This is a genomic window from Rheinheimera sp. 4Y26, assembly GCF_025245835.1.
Lineage (GTDB): Bacteria > Pseudomonadota > Gammaproteobacteria > Enterobacterales > Alteromonadaceae > Pararheinheimera.
In genome coordinates this window covers 173463-189422 of sequence record NZ_JAOBWS010000002.1, presented here as the reverse complement: position 1 = coordinate 189422, position 15960 = coordinate 173463, and the positions used below count along the sequence as shown (strand labels likewise).

The 15960-nt window shown below is 50.1% G+C and carries 14 protein-coding genes; 9 read left to right on the top strand and 5 right to left on the bottom strand.

The features are described from left to right. Positions 1 to 208: 208 nt before the first annotated feature. From dksA to N3Z11_RS04680, 9 genes are all read left to right on the top strand, one after another. A complete protein-coding gene (gene dksA, locus N3Z11_RS04720) occupies positions 209 to 658 on the top strand; it encodes an RNA polymerase-binding protein DksA (RefSeq protein ID WP_260656003.1) in 450 nt (149 codons plus the stop codon). Between the two features lies 1 nt (position 659). Continuing rightward, complete coding sequence (gene gluQRS / locus N3Z11_RS04715) at positions 660 to 1547, top strand: tRNA glutamyl-Q(34) synthetase GluQRS (RefSeq protein WP_260656002.1); 888 nt, start codon at positions 660 to 662, stop codon at positions 1545 to 1547. A gap of 48 nt (positions 1548 to 1595) precedes the next feature. Continuing rightward, on the top strand, positions 1596 to 1913 hold the full coding sequence (locus tag N3Z11_RS04710; protein WP_260656001.1) for an antibiotic biosynthesis monooxygenase family protein: 318 nt from the start codon (positions 1596 to 1598) through the stop codon (positions 1911 to 1913). Between the two features lie 99 nt (positions 1914 to 2012). Beyond that, positions 2013 to 3650 carry a polynucleotide adenylyltransferase PcnB gene (gene pcnB, locus N3Z11_RS04705; RefSeq protein ID WP_260656000.1) on the top strand — a complete coding sequence of 546 codons (1638 nt, stop codon included), beginning with the start codon at positions 2013 to 2015 and terminating at the stop codon, positions 3648 to 3650. Positions 3651 to 3656: 6 nt separating this feature from the next. Next, positions 3657 to 4157, top strand: coding sequence for a 2-amino-4-hydroxy-6-hydroxymethyldihydropteridine diphosphokinase (gene folK / locus N3Z11_RS04700; RefSeq protein WP_260655999.1), 501 nt, complete (start codon positions 3657 to 3659; stop codon positions 4155 to 4157). Positions 4158 to 4337: 180 nt separating this feature from the next. Continuing rightward, positions 4338 to 5132: a 3-methyl-2-oxobutanoate hydroxymethyltransferase gene (gene panB / locus N3Z11_RS04695; RefSeq protein ID WP_260655998.1), complete on the top strand. Its 795-nt coding sequence runs from the start codon at positions 4338 to 4340 to the stop codon at positions 5130 to 5132. Between the two features lie 42 nt (positions 5133 to 5174). Beyond that, positions 5175 to 6017 (top strand): pantoate--beta-alanine ligase, encoded by an 843-nt coding sequence (panC, locus tag N3Z11_RS04690; protein WP_260655997.1) that lies wholly within the window; start codon positions 5175 to 5177, stop codon positions 6015 to 6017. Positions 6018 to 6314: 297 nt separating this feature from the next. Next, positions 6315 to 7766, top strand: a complete 1452-nt coding sequence (locus N3Z11_RS04685) for a Na+/H+ antiporter NhaC family protein (protein ID WP_260655996.1) — start codon at positions 6315 to 6317, stop codon at positions 7764 to 7766. Between the two features lie 159 nt (positions 7767 to 7925). Next, positions 7926 to 8879: a DUF481 domain-containing protein gene (locus N3Z11_RS04680; RefSeq protein ID WP_260655995.1), complete on the top strand. Its 954-nt coding sequence runs from the start codon at positions 7926 to 7928 to the stop codon at positions 8877 to 8879. Positions 8880 to 8996: 117 nt separating this feature from the next. Here N3Z11_RS04680 and rraB read toward each other — a convergent pair whose 3' ends face one another. The 5 genes from rraB to parE form a co-directional block, all read right to left on the bottom strand. Beyond that, positions 8997 to 9365, bottom strand: a complete 369-nt coding sequence (rraB, locus tag N3Z11_RS04675; protein WP_260655994.1) for a ribonuclease E inhibitor RraB — start codon at positions 9363 to 9365, stop codon at positions 8997 to 8999. Between the two features lie 4 nt (positions 9366 to 9369). Further along, positions 9370 to 10116, bottom strand: a complete 747-nt coding sequence (locus tag N3Z11_RS04670; protein WP_260655993.1) for a 1-acylglycerol-3-phosphate O-acyltransferase — start codon at positions 10114 to 10116, stop codon at positions 9370 to 9372. Between the two features lie 124 nt (positions 10117 to 10240). Then, entirely contained in the window at positions 10241 to 12496 is a 2256-nt protein-coding gene (parC, locus tag N3Z11_RS04665) for a DNA topoisomerase IV subunit A (protein ID WP_260655992.1), read from the bottom strand. 18 nt (positions 12497 to 12514) lie between these two features. Beyond that, a complete protein-coding gene (locus tag N3Z11_RS04660; RefSeq protein ID WP_260655991.1) occupies positions 12515 to 13897 on the bottom strand; it encodes a tetratricopeptide repeat protein in 1383 nt (460 codons plus the stop codon). Between the two features lie 97 nt (positions 13898 to 13994). Beyond that, positions 13995 to 15887, bottom strand: coding sequence for a DNA topoisomerase IV subunit B (parE, locus tag N3Z11_RS04655; RefSeq protein WP_260655990.1), 1893 nt, complete (start codon positions 15885 to 15887; stop codon positions 13995 to 13997). Between the last annotated feature and the right edge of the window lie 73 nt (positions 15888 to 15960).

The following is a 15960-nucleotide window of genomic DNA, read 5'->3' as shown; positions in this document are numbered from 1 at the left end:
CACATAATTTAATTCACAAGGGCAAAAAACTGGTCTAGATTGTAACGTCCATTTTGACCAGGTAAGAGCAAAGCCTAAATTAAGGTGACGAAGCAACACTCTGTCTGTATACTTCGCCGGCTTTTTTCATAGTGATTGCGATGGTGCTGTTATTCTGCTATCTATAGCCGCCATCTTTTTGCTTGGCACTGTTTTACAGGAGATTACCATGCCAGAAGGCAAAACTAATAAAGCACTGGGATTGTTAGCTTTAGCAGGCGTCACCCCTTATCAGGAAGCTCCGGGCGAAGAGTATATGAACCCGAAGCAGCTGGACCATTTCCGCAAAATTCTCGATGCCTGGCGTCAACAGTTGCGTGAAGAAGTGGACCGCACTAAAAACCATATGGCCGACGAAGCTGCCAATTTCCCTGATCCGGTTGACCGTGCTGCCCAGGAAGAAGAATTCAGTTTAGAGCTGCGTGCCCGTGACCGTGAACGTAAGCTTTTGAAAAAAATTGAAAAAACCTTACAAAAAATCGAAGACGACGACTTCGGTTATTGTGATACCTGCGGTATTGAAATTGGTATCAAAAGGTTAGAAGCCCGCCCTACAGCCGATATGTGTATCGACTGTAAAACCCTGGCGGAGATCAAGGAAAAACAACTCGGCGGTTAATATGACCATCGACGTTGCCCGCTACAGGGGCCGGTTTGCGCCATCGCCATCCGGCCCTTTGCATTTTGGCTCCCTGGTGGCCGCGCTTGGCAGTTACCTTCAGGCTAAATCACAAGGCGGCCAGTGGCTGCTGCGTATTGAAGATATCGACACCACCAGAATCCAACCAGGCGCTGCCAGCAGCATTATGCGTACGCTGGAGCAGTTTGGCCTGTGTTGGGATCAAACCGAAACTTATCAAACACAACGTCTTGCCCTTTATCAACATCACTTTGATGAACTTGCTGCCAGACAACTGATTTACGGTTGTAACTGCAGCCGCGCCCGTATTGCCAGCCTGGGTGGTGTTTATGATGGCTGTTGCCGGCAAAAAAATCTGCAGACTGAACCTCTGGCCTGGCGGCTAAAACCCGGCCCTGTTGCCGCTCAGTTTACCGATCTGGTGTTTGGTGAAGTGCAGGTGCCGGACAGTATTTGCCGGGAAGATTACATTATCAAACGCCGCGACGGCCTTTTTGCCTATCAGCTGGTGGTGGTGCTGGATGATATTGACCAGCAAATTGGCCAGGTGATCAGAGGCGCTGATTTGCTGGAAATGACCTCAAGACAACAGGCTCTGTGCGTTTTGCTTGGCCATAACCCACCACAATACGGTCATTTGCCGCTTGCGGTTACGGCACCTGGTTTTAAACTCAGCAAACAAAATCATGCCACTGATGTCAGCACTTTGCCCCTTTCGCAGAGTATGAGTGCGGCCTTAACTTTGCTTGGGCATGCACCGCCAGCCGAACTCAAACAAGCCCCCGTTACCGAATTGCTGGTATGGGCGCTGCAACACTGGCAGCTGGCACTGGTGCCAAAACAACAGGAAGTTTTAGTCAGTAGCTGACAGGCCGTCGTCAAACACCACTAGTTCAGGAAACCCTGGGAGAACACCATGTCGATGATTGCAAAAACACCAAAACCACCCTATTACGCGGTCATTTTTACATCGGTGCGCACTGACGTTGATGAAGGTTATGCCCAAATGGCTGGCCGGATGGTGCAGCTCTCAGCGGAGCAACCTGGCTTTTTAGGCATGGAGTCAACGCGGGATGGCCTGGGTATTACAGTGTCTTATTGGGACTCGCTGGAAGCGATTAAGCACTGGAAAAACAACCTTGAACATCTGGAAGCGCAGAAACTAGGCCACGAAAAATGGTACAGCCACTTTAAAACCCGTATCAGTAAAGTAGAAAGGGATTATGGTATCTGAGCAGCGCTAAAATAACGGAGGAACAAAGACCCCGACAAAACCCGGCGATTTCATTCATTTTTTCGCCAGTCTGCGGTAAGATAACGGCGTTTTTTTCGTTTGGCAGCGGCCACTTCAGCCATTAACCAGCCCCCTGCCCAGTCTGTGTATAGGAGAACCACCATTATTTCCCGAGTACTTGATTTTTGCCGTCGCAAATTTGGCAAAAAAACTATTAAAAATCTGGCCGTTACCGAACAGGAAACCCAGTCTGCAGAAGCAGAACGCCAGTCGGGTTCAGGCGCTGAACCACGAGCACATTCAAAAAGTTTCCATGACGAAGCGACCCGCCGCAAACCAAGGCCAGAACGTAATAAACAAAAAGGCCCTAAATTAAATCCACAGCATCAGTCTGCGGTGTTGCCGCCGCTGAAAGTGTTAAGTCGCGACCAGCATGGCGTTTCACGTAAAGACATCAGCCCTAATGCACTGAAAGTATTGTACCGGCTCAATGACGCCGGTTATGAAGCTTATCTGGTGGGCGGTTGTATCCGTGATCTGCTGATGGGCCAGCAACCGAAAGATTTTGATGTGGTCACCAATGCCCATCCGGAGCAGGTGCGGCAGGTGTTTAAAAACTGCCGGCTGATTGGCCGCCGTTTCCGCCTGGCTCATGTGGTATTTGGCCGCGAAATTATTGAAGTGGCCACTTTCCGGGGCCATCACAGCGGCACAGACGACGAGGAAACTGTGCCAACAGGCGTGCGCAGCGACCACGGCCAGATTTTGCGTGACAATGTGTACGGCACCATTGAAGAAGACGCCGAGCGTCGCGACTTTACCATCAACGCTTTGTATTATTCAGTGAATGATTTTGCCATTTACGACTTTGCCAATGGTGTTGAAGCCATTCAAAATCGCCGTATTGAGCTGATTGGCGACCCTGAAACCCGTTATCGCGAAGATCCGGTACGGATGCTGCGCGCCGTGCGTTTTGCCACCAAACTGAATATGGACATAGCACCTGCGACAGCAGCCCCTATCGCTGAGCTGGCAGTGCTACTGAAAAACATTCCGGCAGCGCGGCTGTTTGACGAGAGCCTGAAGCTGTTTATGGCCGGCAAAGCTTTTGACAACTTTGTGCTGATGCGCGACAGCGGCATTTTAAAACAACTGCTGCCACAGCTGCATAAAGTGCTGAAACAAGATAGCGAAGGTAAAGCCTTTAACCTGATTGCCAACGCCTTACAAAACACCGACGAGCGGGTAGCGCAGGACAAACCTGTCACCCCTGCCTTTGTTTATGCCGCGCTGTTGTGGTATCCGGTTGAACGGCGTATGCAAACCCTGCTGGTGGAAAGTGGCCTGAATGAAATTGATGCATTGAATATCGCCATGACCGAAGTGCTGGATGATGTGCAGCGCACCATTGCGATTCCAAAACGTTTTAGCATGAGCATTCGTGATATCTGGTCCTTGCAAACCCGCCTGACCAAAAGAGCGGGTCGCCGTGCTTTTAAACTGCTGGAGCTGCCAAAATTCCGCGGTGCTTTTGACTTCCTGCAGCAACGTGCTGCCGCTGAAGGCGGTGCTTTAACCGAACTGGCACTCTGGTGGCAAAGATTTCAGCAGGCAGACGAGCCCGGCCGCGAAGCCTTAGTGGCAAGCCTTGGCAAAGAAGGGGTTGAAAGCAAACCCAAACGCCGGCGTAAGCCCCCCACGCGCCGTCGCCCTGCTGCAGCACCAGATGCGGAATAAGCCCGGATGAGTGCTGTATTAACTTACATTGGCCTGGGCGCCAATCTGGCTGAACCTGTGCTGCAGTTGCAACAGGCTGTGGCTGCACTGAAAAACATTGCCGCCACTGAGCTGGTGGCAGTCTCGTCTTTGTATGGCTCCAAACCTATGGGGCCACAGGATCAGCCGGATTATGTTAATGCAGTGGCCGCGCTGCGTACCAGTCTGAGCCCGCTGCAGTTGCTCGATGCATTACAAAAAATCGAGCAGGAACAAGGCCGGCAACGTAAAGATGAACGTTGGGGGCCGCGCACACTGGATTTGGACATTCTGCTGTTTGGCGAGCTGACCCTGAACTCGGAGCGGCTGACAGTGCCGCATTACGGCATGAAAACCCGTGAGTTTGTGTTATATCCGCTAGCTGAAATTGCGGCAGAACTCAGCTTACCGGACGGCACAGCATTACAGGCTTTATTAAAACAGGTGCCGCTGAACGGCCTGACGGTGCTGCAACCACCGCCGCAATAACCTGGGTTATCTGGCAAAACAAGGCTCAGGCATTGCCATGGCAGTTTCTTGTCGTCGCGGCCATGAGCGGCCAAAGATGACTACAGTTGTGGCTGGTCTTGAACAACACAACGCCTGTTGCAGTCGGGCTCAAGTTATGCGATCTTGCGCGCTTTCAACCAATGGTCGGATGAGGACTACATGGCAAAAATCACCACCTCGCAACTGCTGAAATTAAAGCAACAAGGCGAGAAAATTACCGCGCTGACGGCTTATGATGCCAGTTTTGCCAAACTTTTTGCCGACGCCGGAGTAGAAGTACTACTGATTGGCGACTCCCTTGGCATGGTGTTACAGGGTCATGCCGACACACTGCCTGTTACCACAGCCGAAATTGCCTATCACACCCGTTGTGTGCGCGCCGGTGCACCTCAGGCTTTTGTGATTGCTGATATGCCTTTTATGAGTTACGCCACCACTGAGCAGGCTTTTGCCAATGCCACCCCTTTAATGCAGGCCGGTGCCAATATGGTGAAGCTTGAAGGCGGCGACTTTTTATTACCTACCATTAAAGCCCTGACCGAAAGAGGTGTGCCTGTCTGTGGCCATATTGGTTTAACCCCACAGTCGGTACATGTATTTGGCGGTTTTAAAGTGCAGGGCCGCGACAGCGCAGCTGCCGACCATATTTTGCAACAAGCCATTGATTTACAAAACGCCGGCGCTCAGCTGTTGGTGGTGGAATGTATTCCGTCTGCGCTGGCCAAACGCATCAGCGAAGCTGTACATATTCCGGTGATTGGCATTGGCGCCGGTAAAGACACCGACGGTCAGATTTTAGTGATGCACGATTTACTCGGCATCAGCAGCGGTTATATTCCAAAGTTCTCGAAAAACTTTCTGCAGGAAACCGGTGATATTAAAAGAGCCATCGGCAAATATATTGAAGATGTGAAACAAGGCGCTTTCCCCGGCCCTGAGCACAGTTTTAACTGAGTGATTGTTGTACCCAACCAGCCATTATTCCGGAGTCAGTCCATGCAAGTTATCAGCGAAGTCGCACTGCTCAGAGCTACTGTCAAAGCCTGGCGTCAGGCCGGTTTAACCGTTGCTTTTGTGCCTACTATGGGCAATTTGCATCAGGGCCATTTTAAACTGGTGGATGAAGCCAAAAGCCGCGCCGACAAAGTGATTGTCAGCATTTTTGTTAATCCAATGCAATTTGGTGCCAATGAAGATCTGGCCAAATATCCGCGCACTTTAGAAGCCGATTGTGCCGGTTTAATCAGCCATGGTGCCGATGCGGTATTTACCCCAACGCCTGAACTGATGTACCCGCATGGGCTGGAAGCCCAAACCGCTGTTGAAGTGCCAAAGATTGGCGATCAGCATTGTGGCGCCAGCCGCCCCGGCCATTTCCGGGGTGTCGCCACCATAGTGGCCAAGCTGTTTAATCTGGTGCAACCCGATATCGCGCTTTTTGGTAAAAAGGACTACCAGCAACTGGCGGTGATCCGGCAGATGACCGCTGATTTATCTTTTGATATCCGTATTATTGGTATTGATACTGAAAGAGCCGCTGATGGCCTGGCGCTGAGCTCACGCAATGGTTATTTAACACCTGAGCAGCGTGCTGTGGCGCCACAGATTTATCAGCAACTGCGCTGGTTACAACAACAAATCACCCAGGGTTATCAGGATTTCCGCTTACTGGAACAACAGGCCGCTGCTGCTTTAACTCAGGCTGGCTTTCGGCCTGACTACCTGCATATTTGTGACCGCCAAACCCTGACCCTGGCAACAAGCCACGACAAACCACTGGTCATTTTGCTGGCAGCTTATCTTGGCAACACCCGGCTGATTGATAACCTCGAAGTCTGATCCTCTGATTGGCCGGCGCAGCACCTTCGCTGCTGCGTCTGGCTCTGCCGTACCGGCACTGACGCAGTGCAGAAACAAAGGCCCAACATGAATCAATCGTTGAAGCTGTGACAAATTTTGTTATCATAGCCGGCCGCAATTTCGCCGAAATTGTGTAAAAATAAAGCAAAAATAACTACAAAGGCCTGCAGGCCAAAATCTGCGTCAGCCCGAGTGAAATCAGACGATGACCGGGTTCGCCGGACCATCGTGGTGTAATGTAGCCAGTCACCTGGAGTTTTTTGTAAGGAACCCCTGATGGATTCACCCAGCGCGTTAAGTTTAATCCCTCCTATTGTTGTTATGGCCGTGGCAGTCTGGTTAAAAAGACCGATACTGGCTCTGGTCGTAGGTGCTGTTGTTGGTTTATTGATGTTAAGTCCAACACAGTCTCTGCATAATTTTTCTGAAATTGCCGTCAATGTGATGCAAGACGAAACTATCGGCTGGTTAATCCTGGTCTGCGGTGGTTTTGGTGCTTTGATTGGGCTCTTGATCCACACCGGCGGCGCTCTGGCGTTTGGTCGGGTCGGTTCACAAATGGCTAAAGGCCCACGTTCGTCCATGTTTATGACCTTCGTGCTGGGTGTGATCATCTTTGTTGATGATTACCTTAATGCGCTGACTGTGGGCGAAGCGATGAAACGCGTCACTGACAAATATAAAATTTCCCGGCAAAAGCTGGCTTATATTGTCGACTCAACCGCAGCGCCTATCTGCGTTATTATTCCGATTTCTACCTGGGCGGTGTTTTTTGGCGGTTTGCTGGAAGACAATAATATTGCCGAAAAAGGTCAGGGCATTTCGGTCTATATCCAGGCCATTCCTTATATGTTCTACCCCTGGCTCGCAATCATAATTGTGATGCTGGTGGCGCTGAAATTTATGCCGGATTTGGGCCCGATGAAAAAAGCTGAACTGGAAACCCAGGCCGGCCGTCCTTTTGAATGTGAACTGGCCGAAGTACAACCTAAAATTGCCAATCACGGTCAAAGCCATCATGCGCAGCAGCAAATGCCGCATCACACCAGTGATGAATATGCGATGCAGTCCATTGAACAAGAGTTTGAAAGTGGTGACAAACACGGCAAAGTGCACAATTTTATCGTGCCTATGCTGTCACTGATTTTCTTTACTATTGTGCTGGGTAACTCGCTGAGTGAACCTGATGTACTCAAGGGTGTGATTGCCACTTTATTGCTGACCATTATCTACTACGGCGTGCAGCGCCTGATGAGTATCAGTGAAATGATGGATGTGATGATGAATGGTTTTAAAACCATGTTACCTGCCATCAGCACTGTCATCGCCGCTTTTATTTTTAAAGATGTCTGCGATAAGTTGTTGCTGCCACAATATGTGATTGAAAACCTGAGCCCTTACATGACAGCCCAGATGCTGCCGGCGCTGGTGTTTGTTGCCATGGCGGTACTGTCATTTGCCACAGGTTCATCCTGGGGTATTTTTGCCGTTTCAATTCCAATTGTGATGCCACTGGCGCATGCGGTAAATGCTGATGTGCCCCTGGTGATTGGTGCTCTGCTGTCAGCCGCTTCTTTTGGCTCACAGGCCTGTTTTTACAGTGACTCCACTGTACTGGCTGCCCAGGGCTCCGGCTGTAACCTGATCTCCCATGCCATTACCCAGCTGCCTTATTGTCTGATAGCTGCAGTATTGGCCTTTGGTGGTTTTGTCTATCTGGCGATGTAAGTTGTTGCCCAAGCTAAAAAGCCAGCTTTTGCTGGCTTTTTTATTGGTTGTTTTTTGCCGATTTGCCCGCTGGTGGCGTCAGGCTGGTTGTGGCAGACTGAGATTTTCCCGTCTTGCAGGTTGATTATTTTGGCCCCGATATCGATGTTAGCTGGATTGATGGCGTTGTTTAGTTTGCCGCTGTTGGCACAGCAGGTTCAGCAGTCGCGTATTCAGATGCACAACGGGGATGTGTTAACCGGTCAAATCCTGAATCAAACTGACAGCTCGGTCACGTTGCAACCCGGTTACAGCGCAGCCATAGTGCTCAAGCGCAGTGATATTCAACATATCCAACCGGTGAAATTGGCGCAACACGACAATACAGCCAGGCAAACAGTACAGCAGGCAACAGCACAATCTGCATGGTCGCTGGAATTTGATGTCAGTGCCAGCAACAGATACGGCAAACAAGATGCCAGTTTGTTTAATCTGGTCAGCAGTGCTGAATACCGGCAAGGTTCGTGGCGCAGTGCACTCGATCTGAATTATGACTATGAACTCAAAGAGCAAGCGCCTAAAACACATCAGTATAAAATAAGCCCTGCCATTGATTATTACCTGCAGCAGCGCCTGTTCTGGCGGCTCACCGGCGACTATCAATACAACTATCTGGCGGCAGATTATAAAAATATCGATCTCAGTACCGGGCCTGGTTATGCCGTGTTACAGCAGCAACAGCTGCAGTTAGACCTGACGCTGATGGCCGGCCTGAAGCGAGCTTCATTCCGGGATACTGAACCGCTGCGAAGCGTGCTGGCCGACACATCCTTGTCTTATCATTTTGTTGCCATGGAATGGGACTTTAAATACCGGCTGAGTCAGTGGCCTTTGGAAATATACAGCGAAGGCAATCTGTTAAAGCTGCTGAATCAGCCGCTGTCTTATCTGCATTTTAATTACGAACTGCTGTCCAATACCGGCCTGCGTTATCGCCTGAGCGATAGAGTGCGTTTATCATGGACTTACGAATATAACCTGACGGATTTGGAAGCTTTTTTGCCAAGGCAACAATCTGTTTCTTTTGATATCAAAGATTTACGACAAAAGCTCAGTATTGGCGCATCTTTTTAACCTCAGCCCCTACCGTCTGACTGAGACTCTGCGGATAGCGGTCTGAACCATCACCTCAGACTCAAACAATAAAAAAACCCGGCATCAGGCCGGGTTTTTTAACGAGAATATCAGCTGTTATTCTTCGTCGTCTTCGTCATAACCGTCGTCTTCACCTTCAAAATAGGTGCCCCAACCGTCATACTCCACGCCAAATTTTTGCGCCAGCTGCTCTAATTTAATGGCATCAGCGGTGATATTGGCGGCATCTAACGACTGCTCGCGAATAGCATCAAACACCCAGGCGCTGCCGCCGTCTTCAAATTCCACTTCTTCAGCGTCTGTCACTTCAAAACCCAGCTTAAACACCTCAACCGCTACTTTTTCCAGTTTGGCAAAGTCCGGGTGATAAAAATGGTGTTCAATGGTGTATTCCGCATCCGGATCGCTGCCATCTTCCAGTAAAGCGGTGATGGTGTCGTTGGTAAATTCCTGCCAGTTTTCCATAAGGTTATCCTGTAACTTTGCTCTGTGCGGCAGTGTAATCGCTGGCGACTTCGCTATCAAGGGCGCCGATTTTTTCCTGCATCAGGTTGCGTACCTGTTCTGCTACTTCACGCACCGGCACGGCGAAATCTTCCGGCATTAAAGGCGCCATCACTTCAATAATAATGCGGCCATTATTCCAGCGGTTCAGCTTGATGTTGCCGTGGGTCTGGCTCATACAAATCGGCACTATTGGCACCCCGGCCTGCTGCGCAATATGAAAAGCACCGGTTTTAAACGGCAATAAACCGCGGCCATAACTACGGGTGCCTTCCGGAAATACCCACACCGACACTTTGTCCTTAACAATACGTTCCACTGCGCCCTGCATAGTTCCTACGGCGCGGCTTTTATTGTTGCGGTCAATCAGGATATTGCCACTGAGCCAATACAACTGGCCAAAAAACGGGATAAATTTCAGGCTCTTTTTGCCGATGGTGACAGTGCCTTTGAGTAGCGCACCACTGATGGTAAACAAGTCATAATTGTTCTGATGGTTTGCTACAAACACACAAGGCATCGCGGCTTGCACCGCAGGGTGATAACGGATTTCCACCTTAACGCCAAACAAACGGCTGACTTTGCCATACCAACCGGCAAAAAGTGCCACGTTGTCAGCACGGAAGGGCCGGACCAGACAAATCAGCAAACCGATAGTGGACGCAATCACAATAAAACATAACAACAACACAATACGGATAAAAGCGAGCACACCAAACCCTCGGGCAATAAAAAAGCCGCTTATTATAGCGGCTTGTATCGGGTGTTCTGGTTTGATCTGTGGCAATAAAGCGGCGATCCGCTGTTATCTGGCAAAATAATCCGGCGTATTACGGTTATTCCACTTCACCCACCAGTAATTCATCAATACGCTGCAGACCTCTGGGCAGTTTATTACCGCGCCGGCCACGTTCACCAACATAATGCGCTAAATCAGCAGCTTTGATCGTCATCTTGCGTTTGCCCGCCACCAGCGTAATGCCAGACTCAGCCGGCACCACGGCAAGCAGCTTGACATACTCTTCCCTGGACGCGGCTCTGGCCGATGGAATACTGATAATTTTATTGCCTTTACCTTTACTGAGTTTGGGCAGTTCAGCAATAGGGAATACCAGCATGCGGCCTTCGTTGGAAATAGCCACCACCTGATCGGTGTCCGGATTGTGAATGGCCAAAGGTGTCAGCACCTTAGCTCCGGCCGGCAAAGACAATAACGCTTTACCTGCTTTATTACGACTGAGTAAGTCGCTGAAACTGGCGACAAAACCATAACCGGCGTCGCTCGCAAGCAGAAGCTGTTGATTGTCTTCTGCCATCAGCACATGCTCAAAGGTTTCACCGGCGACAATACTAAAACGGCCGGTCAGCGGTTCACCCTGACCACGGGCTGAAGGTAAATCATGGGCTTCAGCGGCAAAACTGCGGCCACTGGAGTCGATAAAGGCGGCATATTGATTACTGCGGCCAATAGCCGACGACTTATAACCATCTCCGGCTTTATATTGCAGGCTGTTGCCGTCAATATCATGGCCTTTGGCGCAGCGCACCCAGCCTTTTTCCGACAACACTACTGTGACGGCTTCGCTTGGTAATAACTCTTTTTCGCTCAGGGCTTTGGCTTCACCGCGGGAAACCAGCGGGCTGCGCCTGTCGTCACCATACTTCAGCGCGTCTGCTTCTAATTCATCACGAATCAGTTTGGTCAGCTTTTTCTCTGAACCTAAAATGCTTTGCAACTTGTCACGCTCTTTGGAAAGTTCGTCCAGCTCACCGCGGATCTTCATTTCTTCAAGCTTGGCTAAATGGCGTAACTTCAGCTCGAGAATGGCTTCGGCCTGACGCTCGGTAATGCCAAAATGGGCAATCAGTACGGGTTTGGGTTCGTCGTTTTCGCGGATAATCCGAATCACTTCGTCGATATTTAAAAAGGCGATTAACAAACCTTCCAGCACATGGATGCGATCCAGCACTTTATCCAGGCGATGCTGCAACCGGCGCGTAACAGTTTCACGACGGAACACCAGCCATTCACGTAAGATTTCCAGCAGGTTTTTCACTCTGGGGCGCTGATCCAGCCCCAGAATATTCAAATTCACCCGGTAGGATTTTTCCAAATCTGTAGTGGCAAACAAATGCTGCATCAGCTGCTCAACGTCAATACGGTTAGAGCGTGGCACTATCACAATGCGGGTTGGGCTTTCGTGATCAGATTCATCACGTAAATCCGACACCATCGGCAGCTTTTTCGCATTCATCTGCGCGGCAATTTGCTCCAGCACCTTGGCGCCAGAGGTTTGGTGTGGCAAAGCGGTGATCACAATGTCACCGTCTTCCTGGGTGTAAATAGCGCGCATCCGCACCGAACCCCGACCGGTTTCGTACATGGCCTGCAGTTCGTGTTTTGGCGTAATAATTTCGGCATCAGTCGGATAATCCGGCCCCTGCACATATTGCAGTAAGTCGGTCACCTGCGCTGTCGGGTTATCCAGCAAATGGCAGGCAGCAGCGGCGACTTCCCGCACATTGTGTGGCGGAATATCGGTGGCCATACCCACAGCAATACCGGTAATGCCGTTTAACAAAATATGTGGCAAACGGGCTGGCAGAGTTTTGGGCTCTTCCAGGGTGCCGTCAAAGTTTGGCACCCAATCCACAGTGCCCTGCCCCAGTTCGCTGAGCAGCAGCTCACTAAAACGCGATAACTTGGCTTCGGTATAACGCATGGCGGCAAAAGATTTTGGATCATCTGGTGCACCCCAGTTGCCCTGACCGTCCACCAGCGGATAACGGTAAGAAAACGGCTGCGCCATCAGCACCATAGCTTCATAACAGGCACTGTCACCATGGGGGTGGAATTTACCCAGCACGTCACCCACTGTTCTGGCCGACTTTTTAAACTTGGCCAGATGCGACAAACCCAGTTCAGACATGGCATAAATAATACGGCGCTGCACCGGTTTTAAACCGTCGCCGATAAAAGGCAAAGCCCGGTCCATAATGACGTACATCGAATAGTTCAGATAAGCGTCTTCGGTAAAACGTCTTAGCGGTAATTGTTCCAGCCCATCGGCTGTTACGACGATCTCAGTCATCTTCTGTTCCACATCAGCTTAATTCGGGGTGGTGGGCGTTAACATGGCTTGCTGTAAAGCGCGACGCCTACGCCACTGCCACCATAACAACATCAGCAATACCATAGATGTGGAAGCAAAAATGCCAATCCACAGCCACTGCATCTGACGGTTGCGTTCAATTTCCTGTAACCGCAGCGCCTGCAGTTCATTGTCTTTTTCCAATAAAGCATTGCGCGCCTGCTGGCGCTCGGCATCAAAACTCAGCCGCAGCTTTTGCACATCCAGGTCACGCTCATCGTCCTGCAGGTCGATATAAGCTTTAAAATATTTATCCAGGGTGTAATAGGCTTTTTCAAAATCGCCGGTGTCGGCATACAGCTTGGCGCGCAGCTGATCAAAATGCAGCAGATAAAAACGATCCGAGGTATTTTTGCTGCCTTCCAGCTGCTGGCTGGCCAGCGCTACTTCCTGCAGCGCCAGATTACTCTGACCTAAACTGCGGTAAATTTGCGCTTTAATAAAATGATGTTCGCTGATTTGAAAAGTCGACTGCAAATTTGGCAAATAAGTTTCGGCTTTTTCAATGTAAGTAATTGCTGCATCTAACTTTTTAACATCACGACTGGTACCGGCCAGGCCGATATAAGCATAATAAAGACTGACCGGGTCTTCTTGTTCCAGGCTCACTTTGAGCATCTGATCAAATATTTCCAGCGCTTTGTCCGGCTTTTTTAAATAACGGTACGTGGAAGCCAGGTTGTACCAAACTGTCAGTTTACTTTTGACCCAGCCGAGTTCATCAAACAAACGAAAAGACGCTTCCAGGAACTGCCTGGCTTCATCATCAATGCCCAAAGTCAGATAATTTAAGCCAAGCTCGGCCTGCACCAGCGCCAGCATTTCTTTGTCATTGAGTTTTACCGCTCTGTCGTAGGCTTGTTTGAGCATATCCAGCGCTTTGGGATCTTCGCTGTCTTCCGACAACATGGCCGCCAGATTGGTCATGCCCTGAATAATCAGTTTTTCATCTTTGAGTTGTTCAGCCAGCGCCATACCTTTTTGGTAATAGTCGTTGGCAGCGTCATATTCACGCTGGGTTTCCAGCGCAAAACCCATGCCGAATAACAGCTCAACCCGGACTTTGCTTTGCTCATTGTGGGTTAAAGCCAGGCCACGTTCGGCCACACTGAGCTGATCGCGGTAACGGCCCAGCACTTCATAAATCAGCGATAATTCGTTTAACCAGGCCGCCTGCAACTGCACTGGCCAGCTGCCAAATTCGGCTTCATGCTGACGCGCCAGCTGCAACATGGCTTCCGGTTTTTTATATTTATGCTGTTGAACCTGCAGTAGCCAGTCCGGTAGTTTTACCTCGTCTGCTGCCTGCACAGGCAGCAGAAACAGGGTAAAAAACAACACAAAGACAACCCACAACCCTCGGTTTTTCATAAGAATAATGATGCATCCCCGTTGCGTATTTACACAAAAACACAGGCAGTATACTCAGAACCAGTGGCTAAGCAATGACTGCGCGATCTCCCTTCATTTCCAGCCAGTCGCGTCTGTCATTGGCGCGTTTTTTCGCCAGCAGCATATCCATCATGTCAAAAGTTTGCTGTACATCGTCTATCGTCAGCTGCACCAGCCGTCTGGTGTTCGGGTCCATGGTCGTTTCACGCAGCTGTAGCGGGTTCATTTCACCCAGACCTTTAAAACGCTGTACGTTAATTTTGCCGCGTTTTTTCTCGGCTTCCAGCCGGTCTAAAATGCCATTTTTTTCTTCTTCATCAAGGGCATAATAAACGTCTTTGCCAATATCAATGCGGTATAACGGCGGCATAGCCACAAACACATGGCCGTGCTCGACCAAAGTGCGGAAATGCTGCATAAAAAGCGCACATAACAAGGTAGCAATGTGCAAACCGTCCGAGTCGGCGTCGGCCAGAATACAAATTTTGCCATACCGCAGCTGGCTTAAGTCGGCTGAATTGGGATCCATACCAATGGCCACCGAAATATCATGCACTTCCTGCGACGCCAGAATTTGTTCCGACTCGACTTCCCAGGTATTGAGGATTTTACCGCGCAGCGGCATCACCGCCTGAAACTCACGGTCACGCGCTTGTTTGGCCGAACCACCTGCTGAGTCACCTTCCACTAAAAATAATTCAGTGCGGCTGACATCCTGCGCGCTGCAATCGGCCAGTTTGCCGGGCAAAGCAGGTCCTGCCGTGACTTTTTTACGTACAATTTTTTTCGCCGCTTTTAAGCGTTTTTGCGCGTTGTTAATACAAAATTCGGCCAAAGCCTCGGCGATTTCAGTGTGTTCATTCAGCCATAAACTAAAACTGTCTTTCACCACACCTGTGACAAAAGTAGCGGCCTGACGGCTGGATAAACGCTCTTTGGTCTGACCGGCAAATTGCGGCTCCTGCATTTTCAGCGACAGAATATAACTGCACCTGTCCCATACATCTTCCGGCGTCAGCTTAATACCGCGGGGTAATAAATTGCGGAATTCACAAAAATCACGTAAAGCTTCCAGCAAGCCCTGGCGTAAACCATTGGCATGGGTACCACCCTGTGCTGTTGGAATGAGATTCACGTAACTTTCGGTGACCAGCTCGCCGCCTTCCGGCAGCCAGAGCACAGCCCATTCCACCGCTTCATGACTGGCGGCAAAACTGCCGGTAAAAGGCGCTTCCGGCAGCGCCACCATATCTTTGACAGCATCGACTAGATAGTCACGGATACCGGCGATATAACACCAACTGTAACTTTGCTCGTTCACTTTGTCTTCAAATTTGACGGTAAGCCCCGGGCACAATACCGCCTTAGCTTTGAGCACATGCAATAACCGGCTAACCGAAAATTTATTCGAATCAAAATACTTCGGATCCGGCCAAAACCTTACTCTGGTGCCGGTATTGCGTTTGCCGACAGTGCCGGTAATGGCCAGTTCAGACACTTTAAAACCGTGTTCAAAGGCCATTTCATACACATTGCCGTCGCGGCGCACTGCAACTTCCACCCGGGTCGACAAGGCATTCACTACCGAAATACCCACACCGTGCAAACCACCGGAGAACTGATAGTTTTTATTGGAAAATTTACCACCGGCGTGCAGGCGGCATAAAATCAGCTCCACCCCACTGACACCTTCTTCCGGGTGAATATCGACCGGCATACCACGACCATTGTCGATCACTTCCAGTGATTGGTCCGGGTGTAAGATCACCTGAATTTGATCAGCATGCCCCGCCAGCGCTTCGTCGACGCTGTTATCAATGACTTCCTGCCCCATATGGTTCGGGCGGGTGGTGTCGGTATACATCCCCGGACGGCGCTGCACCGGCTCAAGACCGGTCAGTACCTCAATCGAATCGGCATTATAAAGTTGTTCAGTCATGCTGTTCTCTGGCTGCTGTGGGCATGCCAGCCGCTTTAAAAAAACGGCTGGAGCAAAGTCACTGTATTGATCC

Coding starts and splice junctions, on each gene's coding strand:
- dksA (WP_260656003.1), top strand. CDS start 209: ATGCCAGAAGGCAAAACTAATAAAGCACTGGGATTGTTAGCTTTAGCA.
- gluQRS (WP_260656002.1), top strand. CDS start 660: ATGACCATCGACGTTGCCCGCTACAGGGGCCGGTTTGCGCCATCGCCA.
- N3Z11_RS04710 (WP_260656001.1), top strand. CDS start 1,596: ATGTCGATGATTGCAAAAACACCAAAACCACCCTATTACGCGGTCATT.
- folK (WP_260655999.1), top strand. CDS start 3,657: ATGAGTGCTGTATTAACTTACATTGGCCTGGGCGCCAATCTGGCTGAA.
- panB (WP_260655998.1), top strand. CDS start 4,338: ATGGCAAAAATCACCACCTCGCAACTGCTGAAATTAAAGCAACAAGGC.
- panC (WP_260655997.1), top strand. CDS start 5,175: ATGCAAGTTATCAGCGAAGTCGCACTGCTCAGAGCTACTGTCAAAGCC.
- N3Z11_RS04685 (WP_260655996.1), top strand. CDS start 6,315: ATGGATTCACCCAGCGCGTTAAGTTTAATCCCTCCTATTGTTGTTATG.
- N3Z11_RS04680 (WP_260655995.1), top strand. CDS start 7,926: ATGGCGTTGTTTAGTTTGCCGCTGTTGGCACAGCAGGTTCAGCAGTCG.
- rraB (WP_260655994.1), bottom strand. CDS start 9,365: ATGGAAAACTGGCAGGAATTTACCAACGACACCATCACCGCTTTACTG.
- parC (WP_260655992.1), bottom strand. CDS start 12,496: ATGACTGAGATCGTCGTAACAGCCGATGGGCTGGAACAATTACCGCTA.
- parE (WP_260655990.1), bottom strand. CDS start 15,887: ATGACTGAACAACTTTATAATGCCGATTCGATTGAGGTACTGACCGGT.